The organism is Kribbella sp. C-35 (assembly GCF_046549195.1).
Taxonomy (GTDB): domain Bacteria; phylum Actinomycetota; class Actinomycetes; order Propionibacteriales; family Kribbellaceae; genus Kribbella.
Genome location: NZ_JAJPWG010000001.1, coordinates 784,882 through 808,213 on the forward strand (window position 1 = coordinate 784,882; position 23,332 = coordinate 808,213).

Sequence of the window (23,332 nt, forward strand, 5' to 3'; positions counted from 1 at the left end):
GTGACGATCAGTAAGCGGCAGCAGCCTGAGCAGACATGCGACCCATCATGGTCCGGCTGTGCGCCGGACACCAGTGAATTCCTTACGGCTTGCGGGCGAGGGCGACCAGGAGGAGCTGGCCGGCACCGGTCAGGTTGAGCTTCTGCTCGTCCTCCGGCCACCACGACGTCAGGTCGACGAGCCCGGGCGCAACCAGCTCGAGTCCCTCGACGAGCTCGGCGATCTGGTCCCGGGTCCGGAACCGCATGTGCGGGAACGCGTCCTGCAGCTTCTCCTCGATCGCGGTCGAGAACTCGGACAGCCGTCCGCCGTCCCGCGGGTTGAGCGGATGCGTGAGCGCCAGGTACGAGCCGGACGGTACGGCGGCCAGGTAGTCCGCGACGACCGGCACCGGGTCGGGCGTCGAGTGCAGGACCAGGCCGAGCAGGATCCCGACCGGGCGGGTCAGGTCGAGCGCAGCGGTCACGGACGGATGAGCCAGAACGGCGGCCGGGTCGTTGAGGTCCGCGTCGGCGAAGAAGCTGCGCTGGTCGTCGGCGAGCAGCGCCTGGCCGTGGGAGATCGCGGTCAGGTCGTTGTCGACGTACACGACGGTCGCGGCCGGGTTGGCCCGCAGCGCGATGTCATGGGTGTTCTGCGCGGTGGGCAGCCCGGCGCCGAGGTCGAGGAACTGGTCGATCCGGCCCTCGGTGATCATCCGGTCGATCGCGTCGGCCATCCAGCGGCGGTTCTGCCGGGTCAGCTCGGAGATCTCGGGCGCGATCTTCAGCAGTTCCTGGACGAACTGCCGGTCGACCTCGAAGTTGTTCTTGCCGCCGAGCAGCAGGTCGTACACGCGGGCCTGCGAGGCCCGTTCGAGGTCGATAGCAGCCGGCTCGACGGCACGCAGCGGCGAGTGCGTGTGCTCATCTTCGGGCATCGCCGCGCCGCACCTCGCTCCGTCATGCGAAAAGCTGAATTGCCGGAAGGCTACCGGCCGCGCCGGCAACCGACCGCACTGGGCCCCTCCCGTCCGCCACGCCATCACAATCGCGGCCTCGGGGCGGACCTCCGCGGGAGGCGGCACCCACCGGGCAATTGTGATGGGCTGGCGGTCCGCCGATGAGTTTTCCCCGGCTCAGTCGTCTCAACAAGCACCTACGAACAGGCAGGAGACTCGGATGGCGAAGGTGCTGTACTCGGTGACCCTCTCGGTGGACGGCTTCATCACCGGTCCGGACGGCGACATGCAGTGGATGCGCCCGTACCTCGGCCCCAACCCGGAGGTCGACGACCTGCTCCCCCGGATCGGGTCGCTGCTGATCGGCCGCCGGTCCCACGACGGCGACGACCCGCACAAGGGCGAGCCCGGAGAGGGCGAGGCGTTCGGCGGCGGCTGGAGCGGACCGGCGTACGTCGTCACGCACCGCCCACCGTCCGACCCGGAGGCCGGGGTCACGTACGTCGACGACTTCACGAAGGCGCTCGCGCAGGCCAAGGAGGCGGCCGGCGAGAACTACGTGAACGTGATCGGCGCGAACATCGCCAAGCAGTGCATCGAGGCCGGCGAACTGGACGAGGTGCTCCTCTTCTACGCCCCGGTCATGCTGGGCGACGGCACCCGCCTCTTCGCCCAGCCCGGCGGCCGCACGGTCCGCCTCGAACGCCTGACCGTCACCGAAACCCCACTAGCCACCAGCCTCTGGTTCAAGGTCGTCTAGAAATCGACGGCGGCGGGATGCATGACTGCGCGGATCTCGACCGAGCGGCCAGCGGCTCGCGCGTCCGGCAGCAGGCGCGCGAGCTCGACGGCGCGGTCGCGGTTCTCCACGTCGATGACGTAGTACCCGTCGATCTTCGTTGGCTCGCGGTCAGGCAGCCGGACGGACAGTTGGGCGTCCGCGAGCAGCTCGCCGCCGACCAGTTCACCGGCGTCGTGGGCGACTCGCTCGAACTCGTCGCGCGGCAGGCGTGCCTCGCCGTCACCCTGCAGGATCAGTAGAAACTTCATCGGCGCTCTCCTCTCACAGGTACGACGGAGCCGAGCGCGCAGTCTTGACATGATGTCCGGATGTTCGCCCGCACCGAGCGCCTGATCCTGCGCCGCTTCAAGCCCACTGACGCCGAGCAGTTCGCCGCATACCGCTCGGACCCGCAGGTCGCCCGCTTCCAGTCCTGGGAGGCGCCGGTGCCGCTCGCCGAGGCACAGCAGACGGTCGAGCGGTTCGCGCAAGGCGATCCGGAGGCGCCCGGTTGGTTCCAGTACGCGGTCGACCTGGACGGCGTACTGATCGGGGACCTCGGCCTGCACCTGCACGAGAACCTGATGCAGGCCGACCTCGGGTTCACGCTCGCGTCGGAGCACCAGGGCCACGGGTACGCATCCGAGGCCGTGCGTGGCCTGCTCCACCACCTGTTCGTCGACCGCGAGCTGCATCGGGTCTCTGCCGAGTGCGACGCCCGCAACACCGCCTCGGCCCGGCTGCTCGAACGCGTCGGCTTCACCCGCGAGGGCGAGCGGCCGGCCAACTCCTGGTTCAAGGGCGAGTGGACCGACGACTTGCTGTACGGGCTGCTCCGCGACGACTACCTCAACCGACAGCCGCCCACGCCCGCGCCGTGAGGCTGATCGACCCGTCAGCAGAGATCGGCAGCCGTGCCCGTACGGCACCCCGCAGCGCCTCCTGATCCGCCGGTTCCAGGCTGCGCAAGTACGCCGGCGCCACGCCCTGCCCGCCCAGGAACGGCTGCCAGTAGTCGTCGAACGACGCGAACTCCGTCGGTACGACGATCTCGCGCGTCCGCACCTCGCTGAACCCGGCCTCGCGGAACAGCCCCTCGAGGCCTTCCGGCGTACAGAACGGGAACCGGCGACCCTCGTCGTGGTCCCGGTCCTGCGGGCGTACGTCGGCCATCGCGTCGAAGAAGTACCGCATCAGCTGCATGCCGCCGGCGTAGTCCCACACGTAGACCGCGACCGTCGTACCGATCTCGCGCATCCGGCGCAGCGCCTCGACCCGCTCGGGGATGAAGTTGAGCACCAGCCCGGCGACGACCACGTCGTACGGGCCGTCCGGGAGCTCGGCCGCGGACCGGACCTCGAAGGCTGCCCGCGGATCGTTGACAGCCTGTCGTGCGTAGCCGATGAAGCCCTCCGACGGGTCAACACCGAGCACGGACGCCGGATCCGCCGTACCAAGGATCGTGCTGGTCAACGCGCCCGTACCGCACCCGACGTCGAGCCAGCGCAGCCCGGCCGGCTGCTCCAGCCAGCCGACGAACTCCGGCGCGACGAGGCGGCTCCAACGGCCTACGTACGACTCGTAGATTCCCCCACTCGACCACTCGCTCACTTGCGCAGGATAGACGGCAGCGAGACCCCCGTCAGTCCTTCGGAGACCGTCCACAGCCGGGCGCTGGTCTCAGCATCGAGGGCAGCCTTGGGCTGCTTGGCCAAGGCGGTGGGGCCGACGAGGCCGAACCGCCCGGACGGACCGTAGTACGCACCGTGCTCGGCTGCGGGGTCGGCCGCGGCGAACAACAGCGGTTCGGTGCCGGTCACGACGCCCTGCGAAGGGAGCGGGGCGAGGCGGTACAGCAGTCGCGTCGCCAGCGGCATCCGGTCGCGACCGAGGCTCGCACCGGCCGTCTGCAGGTTGGTGTTCGTGAAGCCGGGATGGGCCGCGACACTGAGCAGGCCCCAGCCGTGCTCGGTCGACAGCCGCGCGAGCTGGTTGCTCAGCATCAGGTCGGCGAGCTTCGACTGCGAGTACGCCGCCGTCGACCGGTAGCGGCGTTCCCACTGCAGGTCGTCGAAGTGGATCCGGCCGAAGTTCGCCGCACCGCTGGCCATCGTCGCGACCCGCGGCGCCGGAGCGGCCAGGATCAGCGGCAGCAGCCGGACGGTGAGCGCGAACGGGCCGAGATAGTTCGAGCCGAACTGCAGCTCGAAGCCGTCCTTGGTGACGTGCCGGTCCGGCGGGTTCATCACTCCCGCGTTGTTCACCAGCAGGTCCAGGTGCGGCTCGTCGGCGCTGAGCTGCTCGGCGAACTCCTGGACAGAGGCGAGGTCGGCGAGGTCGATCCGCCGTACCTCGAGCTGAGCGCCCGGGTGCTCGGCCAGGATCTCTTCACGAGCCGCCTCTCCCTTGGCGGGGGTCCGAACCGCTAGCACGACCCGCGCGCCCGCGGCTGCGAGCCGCTTGGCGGCCTCCTTGCCGGTCCCGCTGTTGGCGCCGGTGACGACGGCGAGCTTGCCGGTCTGGTCGGGGACGTCGTACATGTTCCACTCTCCATAAAAGACTGGTGGTCTGTTATGGCTTCGACATTATCAGACCGACGGTCCGATAACAACAGACCGCTGGTCTGTAGACTGTGATCATGAACTTCCAGCGGGCGCGGAGACCGGAGCAGCGGGCCGAGCGGCGGCGGGCGATCCTCGCGACCGCGGCCACGATGCTGACCGAGATGCCGGTCGCGGACGTCAGCCTGAACGAGCTGAGCCGCCGCGTCGGCCTGGCGAAGTCGAACGTCCTGAACTACTTCGACTCCCGCGAGGCCGTCCTGCTCGAACTGTCGAGCAGCGAGCTGACGGCCTGGGTGCAGGACCTCGCGACCGCATTGCCGGACAAGTCACCTGGGGCGACCGACGAGCGGGCCGACCTGCTGATCGCGACCATCGTCGGCACGCTGTCGAAGCGGCCCGTGCTCTGCGACCTGATCAGTACGCAGGCGGCGGTGCTGGAGCGGAACATCACGACCGAAACGGCGCTCACGTTCAAGCGCGCGGCCGTGGTCGCGTACGAACAGCTGATCGGGGTGGTCGTCGGCGTACTGCCGGAGCTCGGCCCGGAGGAAGCGGGCCGGTTCATCGCCGCCGCGAGCCTGCTCGCGGGCGCGATCTGGACCCACTCCCATCCGGTGCCGGCGATCCTGGCCGCCTACGAGACCGACCCGGCGCTGAGTGCGATCCGGATGGAGTTCGAGCCGGCCCTGACCGACGCCCTGCGGACCTTGCTGTACGGCGCTTTACCCAGGGATCAGGGCAGGTAGTAGTTCGGGTTCGGGAGCTTGAAGGTGCGGTCGGCGAAACCGCCTTTCAGGTCGGAGAACTGGTCGCCGAAGTTCGCGACGATGTCGTAGCCGAGCGACTCGATGTGCGCGCGGGTCGCCGACTTGTAGTGGATCGTCGTACACGATCCGTTCGGGTCGCCGGCGCAGGCCTGCTTCAGGTAGTCGGGGTAGTTGGCAACGGCCGGCTTGGTGAACAGGCCGTCCTCGCCGTTGCTCAGCGCGGTCGGCTTCGGGTAGCCGGCATCGACGCCGACCCCGTCCGCGGTGAGGTTGCCCAGCGTCGCCTGCTCCTGCGCGGCGCCGCGGCCGGTCAGGAAGAAGATCGCGTACCCCTCACGCTCAGCCGTCTTCACCAGGTCGACCATGCCGGGAACGGCCGGGAACTTCTGGTTCAGCACGTAGTCCGCGTTGGTGGCCGGGTTGTACGCCCAGTTGCTGAAGATCTCGTAGTTCCAGGTGGCCAGCGACGTGTCGTCGACGTCCAGCAGGATCGCCTTGGTCTTCTTGGTGTGGTGCGGGACCGAGATCCAGCGGGTCCCCGCGGCAGCGACCTGCTGCGCTTCCTTCGCGTAGTTGCTGTCCGCCGCGAAGGTGCCGGAGCCGAGGGGGTCACCGTAGTAGTTGCGCAGCTGCTGACGCAGTACGTCGATGTTGGTGACCTGCTTCTCGCTGTGCGGTGTCGACGTCTGGATCGCCGGCTGCTGCGTCGCGGCGCCGGCCGAGTACGCGACTCCGCCGACGACCGATGTCATCGCGACCGCGGCGACGCTGGTCAGAACCATGCGGCGGGACGGCCGGCGCCAGGAACGGAATGCCATGGTGACCCCTCCAAAACAGGAATGCTTGCGAAGGGCACGCTAACTCCATCCGCCGCCGATGTACCTGCCGCACGCCGCAACTTGAGGGGAATCCTGCGTCAGACAGGCTTCACGTAGCGGTGGCAAGGGACCGGGATGCTGCCGGTCCCGACGCTCGCCGGATAGTCGAACGGTCCACCGTCGGTCCAGCCGTTGCGCTCGTAGAACCGGCGAGCGCGCGCATTGCCGGTCGCGACTGCCAGCCAGGCCTCCTGATGCCCGCCTGCCTTCACCAGCCGCTCCGCTTCGGCGAGCAGCGTCCCGGCGATCCCCGATCCGCGATGCCCGCTCGCGACGTACACCTGCTCGACCTCGTCCCCCACCACCATCACGAACCCCGCGACCTCGGCTCCGACGACGGCGACCGTGGTGTCCGCGATCCGTTCTCCGGCACGGGTCCAGAACGACTCCTTGGTCCGGATCGCGACCAGTTCCTCGGGCACATGTCCCAGGTGGCCGTCCTGCCAACCGGCGTACCAGATCGCGGCCACCGCATCGGCATCCGCGGCAACAGCAGGTCTCACAGTCATGCCGCCAGGGTAAGCACCAACGAGGCGCAGGCCATGCCGAGAAAGAACACCGCGAGGAAGAACTGCGCTGTGTAGTCCGCGACGCGCACGTGCGTGTACAAAGCGCACACGAAGAACAACACCAGCCCGATCGCCGCAGCCGCGATCAACGTGGGCAGTTGGATGAGCAGACCGGCGAGCAGTCCCGCGGCCCCAGCTGTTTTCAAGGTCCCGATCGGGAAGGTGAGCCAGGTTTCCGGTACGCCGGCCTTCACCATCCCGGGCAGGATCGGCTTCCAGTGCAGCAACGCGGCGATCCCGGAGAAAGCGTTGATCGCAACGGTCACCAGGACGACGGCCGTCCTCATCGAATCTCCACGTGCGCGAGCTTGTCGGGGTTGGTGATCGCGTAGATGCCCGTGACCTCGTTGCCCTCGACCTCGAGCACGATGACGGCGAACGGCGTGTCACCGGACAGCAGCAGCGCCGACGGGTCGCCGTTCACGGTCCGGTAGCGGACGTCCAGCGACGGCAGCGGACGACGTACCCGATCGCCGATCAGCAGCGGGCCGATCCGGTCCCGGCCGAGCACCGGATGCAACCCGGCCGCGCGGGCCTTGCCGCCGCCGTCGGCCCACAACGTCACGTCCGGCGCGAGGACCGCCATCAACGCGTCGAGATCACCGCCGACGATCGCGTCGACGAACCGCTGCGTCACCTCCAGCCGTACCTGCGGATCCGCGGTGAACCGCGGTCGTCGCGCCTGGACGTGCTCCCGCGCGCGATGGGCGAGCTGCCGTACGGCGGACGGCGTCCGTCCGAGGATCTCCGCGATCTCGGCGAGCTGGTACCCGAACACCTCGTGCAGCACGAACACCGCCCGCTCGAGCGGCGACAGCGTTTCCAGGACGACCAGTACTGCCAGCGAGATCGTCTCGCTCCGTTCCACCGGGTCGATCGGCATCACCACGGGCTCCGGCAGCCACGGCCCGATGTACTCCTCCTTGCGGCGGTTGATCGACGTACGACGAGCCAGCGCGGCGTTCACCGCGACGCGTACGAGGTACGCCCGCGAGTTCTGCACGCCGGAACGCCCCGACCAGGCCACCCAGGTCTCCTGCAGCACGTCCTCGGTGTCCGCGACGCTGCCCAGCACGTTGTAGACGATCGAGAACAACAGCTCCCGATGCGCGAGGAACTCCTCGGTTGCGTTCATACCGCTTATGAGGTTTCCGAGCCGCGAAGTGTGACATCGCCCGGATGAACCGGCGGCGCACCTACGCTGAACCCGTCGCTCTCAGCGAGGAGAACAATGGCTACTGGTCTGGTCCATTTCGACGATCCGTGCTTCTCCTGGACGGAATCGGTCGCCGAAGCCGTCAGCGAGAACACCAATCGCCTCGTCCGCTGGCGAGGCATCGACATCGTCCAGAAACCGACGGGATGGACGCCGCGAGATCCCAAGGAGGATCTGCGGCAGCTGAGCAGTCCACTGTTCCTGCCGGAAGACCAGGCCGACACGATCCGCGACGCACAGGCCCGCAGCCAGGCGGGGCTCCCGGCGCAGGACTGGCCGAACCTGGTGCGGGCAACCGCGCACATGACGTCCCAGGCCGCCGGATTGAGCAGCCCGGAGCCCGACAACATCGGCGGAATCTGGGAGGCCGAGGCCTACCTGGACACTGGTCTGGCCGACGTCTGGACCCAGGAACGGCTGGCCAAGGTCTGGCCGAAGACCGAATCCGGGAAGTTCCTCCCCGCCCATGACCTGCCGGACTTTACCTTCTCCGGCCGGGATCCGGCGGCTGCGTCGGCCGCCCGTGCGCTGCTCACCGAAGTCGTCCGGCAGCAGGGTGGCACGCCGGCACGCTCCGAGGACTTCGCCGCGCTCTCGGACTGGATGCTCTCGGTAAAAGCCGACCAGCGCTGGCCGGAGGTGATCGCGCTGCTTCCGGGTACCGACGAACTGTCGGAGGGCGAGCGCTGGCGAGCGGTCGGCGCTCTCCGCCGCGACTTCTCTGCGGCCGTCGAGCAGGGCAAGCCGGAGCTCGCCGCCGATTCGGTCCGGACGGTGGCCGAGAAGGTCGATCCCCTGCTCAGGAGACTCACGCAGGATCCGGCCCTGACCCCACTCAGTCCGGGTCGTACGCAAGATTCGGCCGGAGCCAGCGTTCGACCTCAGCGACCGGGAGGCCACGACGTACGGCGTAATCCTCGATCTGATCGCGGTTCAGACGGCCGACGCTGAAGTAGCGCGACGCCGGGTGCGCGAAGATCAGACCGCTCACCGCCGCGGCCGGCGTCATCGCGAAGGACTCGGTCAGCCCGAGGCCGATCTTGTCCGCCGCGAGCAGCTCGAACAGGTCCTGCTTCTCGCTGTGGTCCGGGCTCGCCGGGTACCCGAGGGCCGGCCGGATGCCGCGGAACCGCTCCGCGTGCAGGTCCTCCAGCACCGGCTGTACGTCGGGTTCGAACCACGCCCGCCGCGCCTCCAGGTGGATCCACTCCGCGAACGCCTCCGCGAGCCGGTCGGCCAGCGCCTTCACCATGATCGCCCGGTAGTCGTCGTTGCGTTCCTCGTACGACTTCGCCAGCGCCTCCGCGCCGTGGATCGCGACCCCGAACCCGCCGAGATGATCACCGGACGGCGCGATGTAGTCGGCGAGGCAGCGGTTGTCCCGCCCGGCCGGCTTCTCGGTCTGCTGCCGCAGCATCGGGAACGACCGGTCCAGCCCGTCCAGGACGATGTCGTCGCCCTCGCTGTGCGCCGGCCAGAATCCGTACACGCCGTCGGCGGTGAAGGACCCGTTCGCGATGATCTCGTCCAGCAACGTGTTCGCGTCGTCGAACAGCTCCCGCGCGACCGGCTGATCCAGGATCGCCGGGTACTTCCCCTTCAATTCCCAAGCCAGGAACAAGAACTGCCAGTCGACCATCTCGCGCAGCGTCTCGATGGACGGCGACACGTACCGCAGCCCGGTGAACTCCGGCACCGGAAGCTCGCCGTACTCGACCTGCTCCTTGTTCGCCCGCGCCTCGGCCAGCGTCAGCATCGGGGCGCGCTGCTTGTTCGCGTGCTGCTCGCGCAACCGCCCCTGCTCAATACTGTTGCTCTTGGCAAGCTCTACTGCGCGATCGGCGTCGAGCAGATCGGACACCACGCCAACGACCCGCGAGGCATCCAGCACGTGCACAGTGGTGTTCTCGTACGCCGGTGCGATCCGGACGGCGGTGTGCTGCTTCGAAGTGGTCGCGCCGCCGATCAGCAACGGGAGCTTCAGCCCGCGCCGCTGCATCTCGTCGGCCACCGACACCATCTCGTCCAGCGACGGCGTGATCAGCCCTGACAGGCCGACCGCGTCCGCGCCCTCGGCCACCGCGGTGTCGAGGATCCTTGCCGCCGGCACCATGACGCCGAGGTCGATCACCTCGTAGTTGTTGCAACCGAGCACCACGCCGACGATGTTCTTGCCGATGTCGTGGACGTCGCCCTTCACGGTCGCGAGCACCACCTTGCCCTGACCACGGACGGCCTCGGCGCGGCCCTCGAGCCGGGCCTGCTCCTTCTCCGCCTCCATGAACGGCTCGAGGTAGGCGACCGAGCGCTTCATCACCCGCGCGCTCTTGACCACCTGCGGCAGGAACATCTTGCCGGCGCCGAACAGATCGCCGACCACCTTCATGCCGTCCATCAACGGGCCTTCGATGACTTCCAGCGGCCGCGGCAGCTTCTGCCGGGCCTCCTCGGTGTCGTTCTCGATGAAGTCGACGATGCCGTGCACGAGCGCGTGCGACAGCCGCTCCTCGACCGAGCCCTCACGCCAGGTCAGGTCGACCTCGCGCTGCTTGCCCTTGCCCTTCACGTTCTCGGCGAACGCGACCAGGCGGTCGGTGGCGTCGTCGCGGCGGTCGAAGATGACGTCCTCGACCAGCTCCAGCAGGTCCTTCGGGATGTCCTCGTACACCGCGAGCTGGCCCGCGTTCACGATTCCCATGTCCAGGCCGACCTTGCCGGCGTGGTACAGGAACGCGGAGTGCATCGCCTCGCGGACGATGTCGTTGCCGCGGAACGAGAAGGACAGGTTCGAGATGCCGCCGCTGATGTGGACGCCCGGACAGCGTTCCTTGATCAGCGGCAGAGCGTCGATGAAGTTCTTCGCGTAGCCGTTGTGCTCGGACATGCCGGTCGCGACCGCCAGCACGTTCGGGTCGAAGATGATGTCCTCGGCCGGGAACCCGATGCCGGTCAGCAGGTCGTAGGCCCGGCCGCAGATCGCCACCTTGCGCTCGACCGTGTCGGCCTGGCCCTGCTCGTCGAACGCCATCACGACCGCGCCGGCGCCGTAGCTCATGATCCGGCGGGCCCGGTCGAGGAACTCCTCCTCGCCCTCCTTGAGGCTGATCGAGTTGACCACGCCCTTGCCCTGCACGCATTTCAGGCCGGCCTCGAGCACGGTCCACTTCGAGCTGTCGACCATGATCGGGATCCGGGCCACCTCGGGCTCGGTCGCGATCAGGTTCAGGAACGTGGTCATCGCCTGCTCGCTGTCGAGCAGGTCGGCGTCCATGTTCACGTCCAGCAGGTTCGCGCCGCCGCGCACCTGCTCCAGCGCCACGTCGACCGCGGCCTGGTGGTTGTCGCCCTCGATCAGCCGGCGGAACTTCGCCGACCCGGTGACGTTGGTCCGCTCACCGATCATCACGAACCCGGTGTCCTTGCCGATCTTGAACGGCTCGAGCCCGGAGAACCGGGTGGTGTGATCGGTCGGTACGACGGTGCGCGGCTGCAGCTGCTCTACGGCGGCCGCGATCTGCTTGATGTGGGCGGGCGTCGTACCGCAACAGCCGCCGACGATGTTGACGAGACCGGACTGCGCGAACTCCTCCAGCATCGCGGAGGTCTCTTCGGGCGTCTCGTCGTACCCGCCGAAGGCGTTCGGGAGGCCGGCGTTCGGGTGCGAGGCGACGTACGTGTCGGCGAACCGGGCGAGGTCCGCGACGTGCGGGCGCATCTCGGCGGCGCCGAGCGAACAGTTCACGCCGACGACGAGCGGCTTGGCGTGCTCGACCGAGCTCCAGAACGCCTCGACGGTCTGCCCCGACAGGGTCCGGCCGCTCAGGTCGACGATCGTCACCGAGATCCACAACGGCAGGTCCGGCGCGACCTCGCGGGCCGCGGCGACGGCAGCCTTGGCGTTCAGGGTGTCGAAGATCGTCTCGATCAGCAGCAGGTCGACGCCGCCCTCGGCGAGCGCCGCGATCTGCTCGGCGTACGCGTCCTTCACCTGCTGGAAGGACACCGCGCGGTACGACGGGTCCTCGACGCGCGGGCTCAGCGACAGCGTCACGTTCAGCGGGCCGATCGAACCGGCGACGAACCTGCCGCCGAACTCGTCGGCCGCCTGGCGGGCAAGGCGCGCGCCGGCGACGTTCATCTCGCGGACGTACCCCTGCAGGCCGTAGTCGGCCTGGCCGATGCTCGTCGCGGTGAACGTGTTCGTGGTGGTGATGTCCGCACCGGCCGCCAGGTACTGCCGGTGGACGTCGAGGATCAGATCCGGCCGGGTCAGGTTCAGCACGTCCGGGTCGCCGGTCACGTCGTGCGTATGGTCCCCGAAACGACCGCCCTGAAAGTCGGCAGTCTGCAGCTTCGCGCCCTGCAGCATCGTGCCCCAGGCACCGTCGAGGACTGCGATCCGCCGATCCAGCAGGTCCCGCAGCGCGGCTTCACTCATCTGCCAACCCCTCCAGAAGAAATCTCCGGAGGCGCCCTTGCATCAAAGCCTCAGGTCGAGCGTGGCGGACCTGGGTCCGTTGCAGCGCCTCTCGGCCTGGATGCTCCATGTTAGTGGCGTCACACTCAGCGCCAAGCCCTTTGTCCACATTCTAGGACGGGCGTTCAATCAGTGGATGAGTTGCTGGATCGCCGGGGCATAGAGCCCGGCGACGGTGTCCAGTTCCGCGGAGGCGATCGGACCGGTCTTGTCGATCGCGATCGCGGCGCCGAGGCCGAGCAGCTGCGCGGTGATCAGGCCCGCCCGGAGCTCGGCGTCCGGTCCAGTCAGCCGGGCGGCGAAGGCGCGGGTGACCTGGTCGCGGAAGTGCTCGCGGATCTGCGCCCGTTCGTCGCCCTTGCCGGCCGCGAACACGACCCGGACGAGCAGGTCCTGATCGTTCTGCCGGCGGTACTCGACGAGCGCGCGGACGGCGTGCTCGCCAAGTCGCTCGTTCGGTGCGGCGAGCAGCAGCTGGGCCGCCTCGGTGAAGTCGGCGACCCGCTCGAACAGCGCTTCCTTGCCGCCGAAGTGCTTGACGATCAGGGCGGCGCTGACACCGGCGTCCGCAGCGACCCCGCGCAGCGTGACCGCGTCGTACGGCTCCCGTGCGAACGCCTTGCGCGCCGCGCGGAGGATCGTGGCCCGCCCCGGGTCGGTCACGTCGCTCTCACCTCACAGTCACCTCGACCGGCACCGGCTCCGGCCGCCGCGCCGGGATGAACATGACCAGGCCCGCGGCCACCAGGGCCGAGATGCCCGCGATCACGAACACGATCAGGTACGCCGACAGCGCGGGCGCGACCCGGCCGCCCGAGGAGATCGTGACGCCGGCGAGCACGCTCGCGACGATCGTGCTGCAGATCGCCTGCCCGATCGTGCGCATCAGCGTGTTGAGTCCGTTCGCGGCGGCCGTTTCGGTCACCGGCACAGCATGCATGATCAGGGCCGGAAGCGCCGAGTACGCAACAGCGGTTCCGGCGGAGACGACCGTTGCGCCGATCACGATCCCGGCGACGTTGCTACTGGTGAAGAGGCGCACGACGTACCCGGCGGCCATCAGCACCGACGCGATCCCGAGCGTGAACCTTGGGCCGCGTGCGCTGGAGATGCGGGCCGATACCGGGGAGAGCAGCACCATCGCGACACCTCCGGGGAGCAGGCACAGTCCGCTGACCACGATGGATTCGCCGAGACCGTAGCCGGTCCAGGTTGGCTCCTGGACGAGTTGGGCGGTCGACAGTGAGTTGGCGTAGAAGGCGAAGCCGATCAGCAGCGCGCCGAGGTTCGTGAAGAGGACGGCTGGACGCGCGGAGACGCGGAGATCGACCAGCGGGCTCTTCGTGCGTAGCTCGTACCAGCCCCACAGCGGGACCAGCAGGATCGCGACGACGGACAGGCCGACGATCGTCGTCGTACTCCACGCACTGCTCTTGGAGACCGCGAGCAGCAGGCAGACCAGGAACGCGCTCAGGCCGACGGCGCCGAGGATGTCGAACCGGCCGCTGGTGCGGATGGCGGACTCCGGCACGATCAGCAGGACCAGGACGATGTCGAGCACGCCGAGTCCGAGGTTGATCCAGAACATCGCGTGCCAGTTCGCGTACTCGACGACGAGCGTCGCGGCCGGGATGCCGAACGCGGCGCCGATGCCCAGGGTCGAGCTCATGATCGCGATCGATGGGATCACCCGGCGCGGCGGCAGCTCGTCGCGCAGGATGCTGATCCCGAGCGGGACGACCGCGACCGCGGCGCCCTGGAAGGCGCGACCGACGATCAGCACGGACAGGTTCGAACTGGTCGCGCAGAGCAGCGAGCCGATGATCATGGACGACAGGGCGATCAGGAGGACGCGGCGCTTGCCGTACATGTCGCCGGCGCGGCCGAGCAGCGGCGTGAACACCGCGCCGGTGAGCAGCGTGACGGTGATCAGCCAGCTGACGTCGGACGCCGGGCTGTGGGTGATCGCGGGGAGTTCGGGGAGCAGTGGTACGACGATCGTCTGGCTGATCGACACCAGCACGCCGCAGAACGCTAGCGCTGCTAGGACGAGACGCGGACGGGCAGCAGGACGGACGGACAAGCGGAGTCCTCACAGTGGTGAACGGTTGTTTACTCAGGAATCGTAAACGCTTGTTCACCCCTGCCGGAAGTGGACCGGGAAACCGCTCACCAATTGGCCCACCGCGCCGGACACCCAGTTGCCTACGGTGGCCCGCATGAGGATCTTCATCGCCGGCGCCACCGGCACAATCGGCCGCCGCCTCGTACCCCTCCTAGTAGCCCAAGGCCACCACGTAACAGCCCTAATCCGCCAGGCCCGCTCCGACGCGGGTGGGAGGTTGGTTGACGGGGGCTCGCCGGTCGGCGGGACGGTGGGTGGTGGGGTGACGACTGTTGTTGGGGATGTGTACGACGCTGGGCGGTTGCGGGACGTCGTTGCGGGGGCTCGGCCTGATGTGGTGATGCATCAGTTGACTGCTCTGGGGTCGCGGGACTTTGCCGCGAACAGCCGGATTCGTCGCGAGGGCACGCGCAACCTGGTGGATGCGGCTCTGGCTGCCGGCGTACGGCGGGTTGTGTCGCAGAGCATCGCGTGGGCGTACGAGCCCGGTTCGACGCCCGCAGTCGAATCCACCCCGCTCGACCTGCACGCCCCGGACGCCACCCGCCGCGCCACGGTCGAGGCGGTCGCCACTCTCGAGGCGATCACCGCCGAAGCACCCGAGTGGGTCGTGCTCCGCTACGGCATGCTCTACGGCCCCGACACCTGGTACGCCAAGGGTGCCCTGATGGCCGACCTCGCCACCACCGGCGACCTCCCCGCCGGCCCCGACATCACCAGCTTCCTCCACGTAGACGACGCCGCCACAGCCGCAGCAGCCGCCCTCACCTGGCCCACCGGCCCCGTAAACATCGTCGACAACGCCCCCGCCCCCGCCTCAACCTGGTCCCCCGCCTTCGCCCAGTCCGTCGGCATCTCCCCCGACGTGCCCACAGAGACGAGTGCCGCGCGTACGTCGTGGGCTCGGGGGGCGTCCAACGCCTACGCGCGTTCGCTCGGCTGGACGCCTGCTCACCCGACCTGGCGCACCGGCTTCGGCTCCTGACTCGTCGACTCGTGGCGATTGGTTGCCGCCCCGGAGCGCGAGTCGTGGATTGTGGCTGGGTTCTGGCTGGTTTGGCTGCCGATTTCCACGACTCGGTGGGGCAAAGAGACCGGGCCCGGCGCTCCGAGGGGGAGGGGGAGCGTCGGGCCCGATCTGGGCGGTCCGCCGGCAGCGAGGGGGTGGCGCTGGGGTCAGCGGACCGGGTCTGGTGAGTTCGGTGGCTGGCTTGTGGTCAGCGGACCGGGCCTGTGATGAGTTCGATGGTTGCCTTGTGGGTTTGACCGGACTGGTCGGTCCAGCCGACCTCGACCTTGTCGCCCGGGTGCTGCTTGTTGAGCAGTTCGGACAGGGTGTCGGGCGAGGTGACGGCGTGCCCGGCGAAGGAGGTAATCACGTCACCGTCCTCGATCCCGGCCTCGTCCGCGTGACCGTCCGCGACCACGTCGCCGACGACCGCTCCGCTGGTACCTGTGCTGGTCACGACCGAGACCCCGAGCATCGCCGAGTCGCCGATGTGTACGTCGTCCGACGCCTTCCCGTCCTCGATCTGCTCGGCGATGTCGAGCGCCTGGTTGATCGGGATCGCGTACCCCTCGGTCGTCGTCCCCGACCCGTTCTCCGACCCGTTCCCCTGCCCCGCCCCGTCGCCGGAACCGTTCCCGGAGCCGTTGCCAGTGCCGGAGCCGTTGCCGAACGGGAAGCCGCCGGTGCCGTTTCCGTCGCCATAGCCGTTTCCGGTGGTGCCGCCACCCCAGGCGGCGAGCGTCGCGGTGGCCGCCTGCGCGGTCGACGCCGAGGTCCGGCCCGGACGGCCCTGGCCGCCGTTGTTGCCGCCGTTGCCGGCCACGTCGACGCCGACCACCTCACCGTTCGCGTTCACCAGCGGGCCGCCGGAGTCGCCGGCCTGGATGTTCGCGTCGGTCTGGATCAGGTTCTCCAGGTTCTCCGGGTCCTGCCCGTTCTCGTCGGTCGCGGTGATCGACTGGTTCAGCCCGGTCACCTTCCCGGCCGCGTAGCTCGGCTCGCCGCCGTCGCCGCCGGCATTCCCGACCCCGACGACCTGATCGCCGAGCTTCACCTGGTCGGAGTTCCCGGTCTTCGCGGTCTGCAGCCCGGACGCGTCCTTCAGCTTCAGTACGGCGATGTCGTGCTCCTCGTCGTACCCGACGACACTCGCGCTGTACGTCTTCCCGTTCCCGACGTCCGTCACGGTGATCGACGTAGCACCCTCGATCACGTGGTGGTTGGTGAGGACCTCGCCGTCGGAGGTGAGCACGATCCCGGTACCGGCCGCTCGCGCGTTCTCGTACCCAAGGACGGTGTTCACGTCGACCAGACCCGGCGACACCTTGGCTGCCACGGCCGCCGGGTCGAACGCCTGCTGCGAGAGCTGCGAGCTGTTCCCGCCGGCGCGCTGGTCGACGCCCCAGGCAACCGACCCGGCGACGAGCACCGCGGCCAGCCCGAGCGCACCGGCACCCAGCAGTCGCCGACCGCGCTTCTTCGGCGGCTGCGGCGGAGGACCGAACGGGTACGGCGCCCCGAACTGCGGCCCGTACTGCGGCGGCCCGTACTGCGGAGCCTGCTGGTACTGCGGGCCGTACTGCGGCACCTGCTGGTGCTGCGGAACCGGCTGCTGCCCGTACGGCTGCCCAACGGGCTGACCGTGCTGCGACCCGTGCTGCGTCCCGCCCTGCTGCCCGCCGTACTGCCCGCCCGGCTGACCGTGCTGCTGGCCGCCGTACTGCCCGGGCTGCTGGCCGCCGCCCTGTCCGCCGCCCTGCTGTCCGCCGTTGTCCGGTCCCGGTCCAGCGCTCTCGTTCATCTGGTGTCGCCCTCCTCGGCAAGTTCCCTCTGCCTTCGAGTAGAGCTCGCCAGACTGAGAACTCCATCGGGCCCGCCAATGAATCAGCTGAGAATCCGCTCCACCGCCATCACGACGGCCGTCCGCCGCAGCGACCGGTCCGGGAGCTCCGCGCCGTACTCCGGATTCATCGACGACCAGCTCGTCGCGATCGCCTGAATCAGCGACAGCAGACTGACCGGGGAGAATCGGCGCGACACCACCCGGCGCCGGATCCCCCGCTGAATCTCCTCCAGCCGGCGCTGATTGACCGCGACGATCGCCTCCAACGGCTGACCGTCCGGCCGCTCGAGCCGGTACCAGACCGACAGCCGGAGCCGGTCCGGATGCTCCTCGAAGTAGTCGAACACCCGGCCCGCGTACGACGGCAGGTCGTCGACGTCGAACCCGACCTCGTCCAGGTACTTCTCCACCGACGCGCTGAACACCGCGTCGAACAGGTCGTCCTTGTTCCCGAAGTACGCGTACAGCATCGCCTTGTTGCACTCGGCCACCTCGGCGATCCGGCTGACCCGCGCACCGCCGATCCCGCGCGCCGCGAACTCCTCGGTGGCGGCCTCCAGGATGCGGGCCCGGGTCCGGTCTGCGTTCCGTTGCTGCATACGGCGAGCTTACCAACCAACCGGTTGGTTGATTTCCAACCGAATGGTTGGTTAGATAGATCGCGTATCCAACCAAACGGTTAGTTAGGAACGACGATGAGCAAGATCTGGCTGGTCACCGGCAGTTCGCGCGGCCTGGGGCGCGCGCTGACCGAGGCGGTGCTGGCGGCCGGCGACCGCGTCGTGGGCACGGCCCGCAAACCCGAGCAGCTCGACGACCTGGTGACGAAGTACGGCGACCAACTGCGGGCGGTCGCCCTCGATGTCACGGACGCCGACGCCGCGCGTGCCGCCGTACGGACCGCGGTGGAGGAGTTCGGCGGGCTGGACGTGGTGGCGAACAACGCCGGGTACGCGAACAGCGCGTCGATCGAGGAGATGGCCGACGACGACTTCCGGGCGCAGGTCGAGACCAATCTGTTCGGGGTGGTCAACGTGACGAAGGCTGCCCTGCCGGTGTTCCGCGAGCAGCGCGGCGGGCACTTCCTGCAGTTCTCGTCGATCGGCGGACGGGCCGGTGGGACGCCGGGCATGGGTGCGTACCAAACCGCGAAGTTCGCCGTCGAAGGTTTCTCCGAGGTGCTGAACAACGAGGTGCGGCCGTTCGGGGTGAAGGTGACGATCGTCGAGCCGGGCGGTTTCCGGACCGACTGGGGCGGGTCGTCGATGCAGCTCGCCGAGGTGCACCCGGACTACGAGTCCACCGTCGGCGAGATGCACCGGCGCCGGCTGGAGACCGACGGCAAGCAGCCCGGTGACCCGGCCAAGGCCGCGCAGGCGATCCTGGAGATCGTCGACCTCGACAACCCACCGCTCCGGCTGTTGCTCGGCACAGACGCCCTCAAACTCGCCGAGACCGCGTCGACCTCCCGAGCCGCCGAAGCCACCGCCTGGTCCCACCTCACAACTTCAACCGACTTCGACTGACCTCTAGCCGCGCAGGTCGTGGAAGAACTCTCTGACGTCGTTGACCAGCAGTTCGGGTTCTTCGAGGGCTGCGAAGTGGCCGCCGTGGTCGACCTCGGTCCAGCGCGTGATCGTGTTCGACGTCTCGCAGTACCGGCGGATCGCCACGTCGTGCGCCATCGCGAGGACAGCCGTCGGGACACCGGAGTTCGGCCGCGGCGACCAGTCGCGCGGCTGCGCGTACCCGATGTAGGCGGCCGACCCACCGGTCCCGGTCAGCCAGTACATCATCACGTTCGTCAGCAGCCGATCCTTGCTGATGATTGCCTCCGGCAAGGTCTCGGCCGGATACGTCCAGGCCTTGAACTTGTCCATGATCCAGGCCAGTTGCGCGACCGGCGAGTCGACCAGGCCGTACCCCAGCGTCTGCGGCCGGGTCGACTGGATCGAGATGTAGCCGAACTCCTCCTGCATGAACTTCGCGATCCGCGCCATCTTGTCCTGCTCCAACGGCGTCAGCGTCTGCAGCTCCTCCTCGGACATCTGCAACGGCGGCAAGTTCGTCCCGCCATTGGTGTGTACGCCGACGACCTGCGAAGGGGCGGCCCGCCCTACCTCCGGTGACACCGACCCACCGAGGTCACCACCCTGGACGCCGTACCGCGAGTAGCCGAGCTCCTCCATCAGCGCCGCCCACACGCGCCCGATCCGCGGGAACGTCCAGTCGTCGTCCGACGTCGGCCCGGAGAACCCGAACCCGGGCAGCGCCGGGATGACCACGTGGAACGCGTCCGAAGCCTGTCCGCCGAAAGCGACCGGGTCGGTCAGCGGCCCGATCAGGTCGAGGAACTCGACGATCGACCCGGGCCAGCCGTGTGTCAGCATCAGCGGCAGCGCGTCTGGCTCCGCGGACCTGACGTGGATGAAGTGGATCCGCTGTCCCTCGATCTCGGCGGTGAACTGCGGGTACGAGTTCAGCTCCTTCTCGGCGGCGCGCCAGTCGTACGACGTGCGCCAGTAGTCGACCAGCGACGAAAGCCAGGCGACCGGTACGCCGGTGTTCCAGTCGTCGCCGGGAAGCGGTGCGGGAAGCCGGGTGCTCGCCAGCTTGGCGGCGAGTTCGTCGAGCGTGCTCTGCGGGATGTCGATGCTGAACGGCTTGATCATGTCCACCACTCTGCCACCCACCTAGGACACCTTCAGTCCTAAGCACCTGACAAACTGGAAGACATGATCGAGACCTCGGCACGGCTGCTGAAGCTCCTCTCCCTGTTGCAGCAGCCCAAGGAGTGGAGCGGCACCGCCCTAGCCGGCGAGCTCGGCGTCGGGGTTCGGACGGTACGGCGCGACGTCGACAAGCTGCGCAACCTCGGCTACCCCGTCGACGCCGTCCCCGGTGTCGCCGGCTACCGCCTCGGCGCCGGCGCCGCACTCCCCCCGCTCCTGCTCGACGACGAGGAAGCGATCGCGGTAGCCATCGGACTACGTGCCGCGGCGACAGGGACCGTGGCAGGCACCGAGGAGTCGTCGGTCCGCGCGCTGACGAAGCTCGAACAGGTTCTCCCGTCGCGACTACGCCATCGGATCGAGCTCCTCCAGCAGATCGCCGTGACGCCCTCGGGCGGTCCGTCGGTGCAACCCGACGTACTGCTCGCGATCGCGGCCACGTGCCGGGACCATCAGCGACTGCGGTTCGACTACCGCAACCACGACGGTACGGCGACCACGCGGACGACCGAGCCGCACCGGCTCGTGCACACCGGGCGGCGGTGGTACCTGGTCGCCTGGGATCTCGACCGCGACGGCTGGCGGACCTTCCGCGTCGACCGGATCGAGCCGCGGATCCCGACCGGCCCGCGCTTCACCCCACGCGAGATACCTGATCTCACGACCACGAACCGCGGCGTCGCGTACGGCGGCTACCGCTACCAGTCACGACTGCTCGTCCACGCCCCGGTGGAGCAGGTCGCGGACAAGTTCGGGCCGACCGTCGCGACGGTGACCTCGGTCAACGCCACCACGACGCTCGTCGAGACCGGAGCCAACTCACTCGACGAACTCGCGCTGCACCTCGGCCTGCTCGGCTACCCGCTCGAGATCCAGTCGCCGCCGGAGCTGATCGACCACATCCGCGAACTCACGACGCGCCTGGCGGCGGCGATTCCGAGGTACTGACCGGTACCTTTCAGACATGCAGGATCGATACGTCGAGACCGTGCTTGGCCGGATCCGGTTGCGCGTCGACGGGTCCGGGCCCGCGATGCTGTTCTGGCCGAGCCTGTTGATGGACGGCACCCTGTGGTCCGCCCAGGCCGCGCATTTCGCGAACCGCTTCCAGGTGATCCTGGTCGATCCGCCCGGGCACGGCGGCAGCGATCCGCTGACCGGGCCGTTCACGTTCGAGCAGTGCGCGGAGGTGATCCTGGCGATCATCGACGACCTGCAGGTCGAGCAGGTGCACCTGATCGGCAACAGCTGGGGCGGGATGATCGGCGGCACCTTCGCGGCGCTGCATCCGGACCGGATCGGCATCGCCGTACTGATGAACGCCACCGCGTCACCGGCCGGACGACGACAGCGGTTCGAGTACGGCGTCTTGCTAGCAGCTGCCCAGCTCCTCGGCGGGATGCGCGGGCCGCTCACCGGGCCGGTGCGTGACGCCTTCCTGGGCCCGACCGCGAAACGCGAGAAGCCCGAGGTCGTTGCCACAGTCAACGAACTCGCGCGCAAGGTGGACATCACGTCGGGTCGGCACGCCGTCACCAGCGTGGTCCCGCGGCGCCCCGATCAGCGCGCGCTTCTCGGCAGGATCCGGACGCCGGTCCTGGTGGTGGCCGGTGCGGAGGACGCCACCTTCCCGGTCGCGGAGACCGAGGAGATGGCGGACTCCATCCCGGGCGCGAGGTTCGTCGTACTCGAGCAGTCCGCACACCTGGCGGCACTCGAGTCCCCGAAAGAGGTCAACGCTCTGATCGACGATTTCCTCGCCGATCAGAGCGCGACCGCTTAACTCAACGAAGGGATCAGCGGACGACGGCCCCGGTCTTCGGGTCCAGGATCAGCTGCTTGGTGTTCGGGTGTGCCCACCAGCTGAACATGCTGTTCAGGCTGCCGGCGCGCTGGTCGAACGAGTGGTCGCCGATCCGGCCGGTCCGCCAGTTGTCCTCGATGAACTTCAGGATGGACGACTGGTCGGTCAGCGTGTGGTCGACGTGGTTGGTCTTCGCGTACGGCGAGACCACCAGCAGCGGCAGCCGCGGGCCGTAACCGCAGCGGTCGGCGTACCCACCGGAGACCGGCTTCGTGCCGCACAGCGCGGCCTGGTCGAGCGCGGCGTCCTTCGAGCCGTTCACGCTGGGCGGCGTGACGTGGTCGTACCAGCCGTCGGAGTCGTCGTAGGCCAGGACGACCGCGGTCGACGACCACTCCTTCGACTTCTGCAGCTGGTTGATCTCCTTGACGATGAACGCCTGCTCGTCCAGCGGGTCGGAGTAACCGGCGTGGCCGTCCTGGTACTCGCCGGCCTTCAGGAAGCTGACCGCCGGCAGGTTGTTCGCCGCCAGGGCCGCGTCGAAGTCCGACGTGTCGTATTGGTGGTTGGCCTGGTCGGTGTGACCGATCGCGGCCACCGAGGTCGGCGGCAGGTGCTTCGGGTTCGACGTCGACTTGTAGTACTGGAAGGGCTCGTGGTGCGGGCTGTAGTCGTTCGCCGCGATACCACCGATGTTGGCGTGCGTCGCGCCGCAGACGGCCTTGCCGTTCGCCGTAGCGGTCGGCGTGAAGCCGCCCTGGAACCAGCCCCAGGTGACGTTCTGCCGGTTCAGCAGGTCGCCGATGTTCTGCCCGTGCATCCCGGCCAGGTTGTTCGTCGACTTGCCGTTGTTGTTCGAGCAGTCGTCGTAGATCGGGTCGGGGTCGTTGGTGATCGTCCCGATGCCGTCCTTGTCCGGCGACTGTACGGCGTACGCGTCGGTGGTCGGCTGACCCGTCTTCGGGTCGTACGCCTGGCCGCCGTGGGTCTGCCCGGAGATCAGGTTCAGCGCGCCCGGGGTGGACGGGCCGTACACCGTGTTGAACGAGTTGTCGCTCATCGAGTAGTGCTGGGCGTAGTTCCACAGCGCGGTGACGGTGTTGCCGTCGTAGTAGTCCATCACCAGGCCCGGCTCACCGAACAGGACCGGCTGACCGGTGCACTTGGACGTCTCGGTGAACTCGACGAACTTGTCGTCCTTGCCCCCGTTGACGGCCTTCTGCTCCGCGGAGTAGCCGTGGTTCTGGTCGCAGGTCAGCGCCTGCGACGGCGCCAGCCGCTTCGGGTTGTAGGCGTTCGGGTTGTCCGTCAGCAGCTTGTTGGTCAGACCATCGACCTTCGGCGTGTGCCGCGCGGCCGTGAACGGTGTACCGTCCGCGTTGGTCGCGTTCGGGTACGTCCCGAAGTAGTGGTCGAACGAGATGTTCTCGCCGAAGATCACCACCACGTGCTTGATCGGCGTGGACGTCCCCGCCGGGTGGTACGAAGCGGCGTCCGCCGCCGTGAACGCCGCGCCGGCGTTGGTCACCTGCTGTGCTGCGCCGGGGGCGCCACAGGCGGCCAGCAACAAGCCCGTCGCAGCCGCGACGGCTGTGGCGGCGACAGGAAGTCTTGCGCGCATGCCTTC

23 protein-coding genes and 1 riboswitch are annotated in these 23,332 nt (G+C 68.6%); of the genes, 8 read left to right on the forward strand and 15 right to left on the reverse strand.

Going from position 1 to position 23,332, the window contains the following annotated elements; genetic code table 11:
• Positions 1–82: 82 nt before the first annotated feature.
• Entirely contained in the window at positions 83–919 is an 837-nt protein-coding gene (locus ACLJOO_RS04085; protein ID WP_410785455.1) for an SAM-dependent methyltransferase, read from the reverse strand.
• A gap of 241 nt (positions 920–1,160) precedes the next feature.
• On the opposite strand from ACLJOO_RS04085, the gene ACLJOO_RS04090 reads away from it, so the two are divergent.
• The gene (locus ACLJOO_RS04090) at positions 1,161–1,700 is read left to right on the forward strand and encodes a dihydrofolate reductase family protein (protein WP_410785456.1); all 540 of its coding nucleotides are present in this window, start codon (positions 1,161–1,163) and stop codon (positions 1,698–1,700) included.
• Here ACLJOO_RS04090 and ACLJOO_RS04095 read toward each other — a convergent pair.
• On the reverse strand, positions 1,697–1,990 hold the full coding sequence (locus ACLJOO_RS04095) for a YciI family protein (protein WP_410785457.1): 294 nt from the start codon (positions 1,988–1,990) through the stop codon (positions 1,697–1,699). The genes ACLJOO_RS04090 and ACLJOO_RS04095 overlap by 4 nt on opposite strands.
• A 60-nt stretch (positions 1,991–2,050) precedes the next feature.
• Between ACLJOO_RS04095 and ACLJOO_RS04100 the strand changes: the two genes are divergently transcribed.
• Entirely contained in the window at positions 2,051–2,602 is a 552-nt protein-coding gene (locus tag ACLJOO_RS04100; RefSeq protein ID WP_410785458.1) for a GNAT family N-acetyltransferase, read from the forward strand.
• Here ACLJOO_RS04100 and ACLJOO_RS04105 read toward each other — a convergent pair.
• Positions 2,571–3,332 (reverse strand): class I SAM-dependent methyltransferase, encoded by a 762-nt coding sequence (locus tag ACLJOO_RS04105; RefSeq protein WP_410785459.1) that lies wholly within the window; start codon positions 3,330–3,332, stop codon positions 2,571–2,573. The genes ACLJOO_RS04100 and ACLJOO_RS04105 overlap by 32 nt on opposite strands.
• Positions 3,329–4,261: an SDR family oxidoreductase gene (locus tag ACLJOO_RS04110; RefSeq protein ID WP_410785460.1), complete on the reverse strand. Its 933-nt coding sequence runs from the start codon at positions 4,259–4,261 to the stop codon at positions 3,329–3,331. The genes ACLJOO_RS04105 and ACLJOO_RS04110 overlap by 4 nt, the downstream gene beginning before the upstream one ends.
• 98 nt (positions 4,262–4,359) lie before the next feature.
• Here ACLJOO_RS04110 and ACLJOO_RS04115 point away from each other — a divergent pair, with 98 nt between their 5' ends.
• Entirely contained in the window at positions 4,360–5,031 is a 672-nt protein-coding gene (locus ACLJOO_RS04115; protein ID WP_410785461.1) for a TetR family transcriptional regulator, read from the forward strand.
• Here ACLJOO_RS04115 and ACLJOO_RS04120 read toward each other — a convergent pair.
• The 4 genes from ACLJOO_RS04120 to sigJ all read right to left on the reverse strand — a co-directional run bounded on the left by ACLJOO_RS04120 (position 5,019) and on the right by sigJ (position 7,634).
• Positions 5,019–5,870, reverse strand: coding sequence for an HAD family acid phosphatase (locus tag ACLJOO_RS04120; protein WP_410785462.1), 852 nt, complete (start codon positions 5,868–5,870; stop codon positions 5,019–5,021). The two genes, ACLJOO_RS04115 and ACLJOO_RS04120, sit on opposite strands and share 13 nt — an antisense overlap.
• A 98-nt stretch (positions 5,871–5,968) precedes the next feature.
• The gene (locus ACLJOO_RS04125) at positions 5,969–6,439 is read right to left on the reverse strand and encodes a GNAT family N-acetyltransferase (protein WP_410785463.1); all 471 of its coding nucleotides are present in this window, start codon (positions 6,437–6,439) and stop codon (positions 5,969–5,971) included.
• Positions 6,436–6,786: a DoxX family protein gene (locus ACLJOO_RS04130; protein ID WP_410785464.1), complete on the reverse strand. Its 351-nt coding sequence runs from the start codon at positions 6,784–6,786 to the stop codon at positions 6,436–6,438. The genes ACLJOO_RS04125 and ACLJOO_RS04130 overlap by 4 nt, the downstream gene beginning before the upstream one ends.
• Positions 6,783–7,634 carry an RNA polymerase sigma factor SigJ gene (sigJ, locus tag ACLJOO_RS04135; RefSeq protein ID WP_410785465.1) on the reverse strand — a complete coding sequence of 284 codons (852 nt, stop codon included), beginning with the start codon at positions 7,632–7,634 and terminating at the stop codon, positions 6,783–6,785. Before sigJ ends, ACLJOO_RS04130 begins: the two co-directional genes overlap by 4 nt.
• A gap of 96 nt (positions 7,635–7,730) precedes the next feature.
• Here sigJ and ACLJOO_RS04140 point away from each other — a divergent pair, with 96 nt between their 5' ends.
• Complete coding sequence (locus ACLJOO_RS04140) at positions 7,731–8,666, forward strand: hypothetical protein (RefSeq protein ID WP_410785466.1); 936 nt, start codon at positions 7,731–7,733, stop codon at positions 8,664–8,666.
• On the opposite strand, the gene metH is transcribed toward ACLJOO_RS04140, so the two are convergent.
• The 3 genes from metH to ACLJOO_RS04155 form a co-directional block, all read right to left on the reverse strand.
• Entirely contained in the window at positions 8,551–12,153 is a 3,603-nt protein-coding gene (metH, locus tag ACLJOO_RS04145) for a methionine synthase (RefSeq protein WP_410785467.1), read from the reverse strand. The two genes, ACLJOO_RS04140 and metH, sit on opposite strands and share 116 nt — an antisense overlap.
• 22 nt (positions 12,154–12,175) lie before the next feature.
• Positions 12,176–12,252: riboswitch (S-adenosyl-L-homocysteine riboswitch) on the reverse strand.
• A gap of 69 nt (positions 12,253–12,321) precedes the next feature.
• A complete protein-coding gene (locus tag ACLJOO_RS04150; protein WP_410785468.1) occupies positions 12,322–12,855 on the reverse strand; it encodes a TetR family transcriptional regulator in 534 nt (177 codons plus the stop codon).
• A gap of 7 nt (positions 12,856–12,862) precedes the next feature.
• The gene (locus tag ACLJOO_RS04155) at positions 12,863–14,275 is read right to left on the reverse strand and encodes an MFS transporter (protein WP_410785469.1); all 1,413 of its coding nucleotides are present in this window, start codon (positions 14,273–14,275) and stop codon (positions 12,863–12,865) included.
• 136 nt (positions 14,276–14,411) lie between these two features.
• Between ACLJOO_RS04155 and ACLJOO_RS04160 the strand changes: the two genes are divergently transcribed.
• Positions 14,412–15,302 (forward strand): NAD-dependent epimerase/dehydratase family protein, encoded by an 891-nt coding sequence (locus ACLJOO_RS04160; RefSeq protein ID WP_410785470.1) that lies wholly within the window; start codon positions 14,412–14,414, stop codon positions 15,300–15,302.
• Between the two features lie 232 nt (positions 15,303–15,534).
• On the opposite strand, the gene ACLJOO_RS04165 is transcribed toward ACLJOO_RS04160, so the two are convergent.
• The gene (locus ACLJOO_RS04165) at positions 15,535–17,127 is read right to left on the reverse strand and encodes a S1C family serine protease (protein WP_410785471.1); all 1,593 of its coding nucleotides are present in this window, start codon (positions 17,125–17,127) and stop codon (positions 15,535–15,537) included.
• An 83-nt stretch (positions 17,128–17,210) separates the two neighbouring features.
• Complete coding sequence (locus ACLJOO_RS04170; protein WP_410785472.1) at positions 17,211–17,768, reverse strand: TetR family transcriptional regulator; 558 nt, start codon at positions 17,766–17,768, stop codon at positions 17,211–17,213.
• 96 nt (positions 17,769–17,864) lie between these two features.
• Between ACLJOO_RS04170 and ACLJOO_RS04175 the strand changes: the two genes are divergently transcribed.
• Positions 17,865–18,695 (forward strand): oxidoreductase, encoded by an 831-nt coding sequence (locus ACLJOO_RS04175; RefSeq protein WP_410785473.1) that lies wholly within the window; start codon positions 17,865–17,867, stop codon positions 18,693–18,695.
• A gap of 3 nt (positions 18,696–18,698) precedes the next feature.
• Here the strand turns inward: ACLJOO_RS04175 and ACLJOO_RS04180 are convergent, their stop codons facing one another.
• Positions 18,699–19,862: an epoxide hydrolase family protein gene (locus ACLJOO_RS04180; RefSeq protein WP_410785474.1), complete on the reverse strand. Its 1,164-nt coding sequence runs from the start codon at positions 19,860–19,862 to the stop codon at positions 18,699–18,701.
• Positions 19,863–19,904: 42 nt separating this feature from the next.
• Between ACLJOO_RS04180 and ACLJOO_RS04185 the strand changes: the two genes are divergently transcribed.
• Both ACLJOO_RS04185 and ACLJOO_RS04190 read left to right on the forward strand, forming a co-directional pair.
• Entirely contained in the window at positions 19,905–20,849 is a 945-nt protein-coding gene (locus ACLJOO_RS04185) for a helix-turn-helix transcriptional regulator (protein WP_410785475.1), read from the forward strand.
• Positions 20,850–20,865: 16 nt separating this feature from the next.
• The gene (locus ACLJOO_RS04190) at positions 20,866–21,684 is read left to right on the forward strand and encodes an alpha/beta fold hydrolase (RefSeq protein WP_410785476.1); all 819 of its coding nucleotides are present in this window, start codon (positions 20,866–20,868) and stop codon (positions 21,682–21,684) included.
• 13 nt (positions 21,685–21,697) lie between these two features.
• On the opposite strand, the gene ACLJOO_RS04195 is transcribed toward ACLJOO_RS04190, so the two are convergent.
• Positions 21,698–23,326 carry a phospholipase C gene (locus ACLJOO_RS04195; protein ID WP_410785477.1) on the reverse strand — a complete coding sequence of 543 codons (1,629 nt, stop codon included), beginning with the start codon at positions 23,324–23,326 and terminating at the stop codon, positions 21,698–21,700.
• Positions 23,327–23,332: the final 6 nt, after the last annotated feature.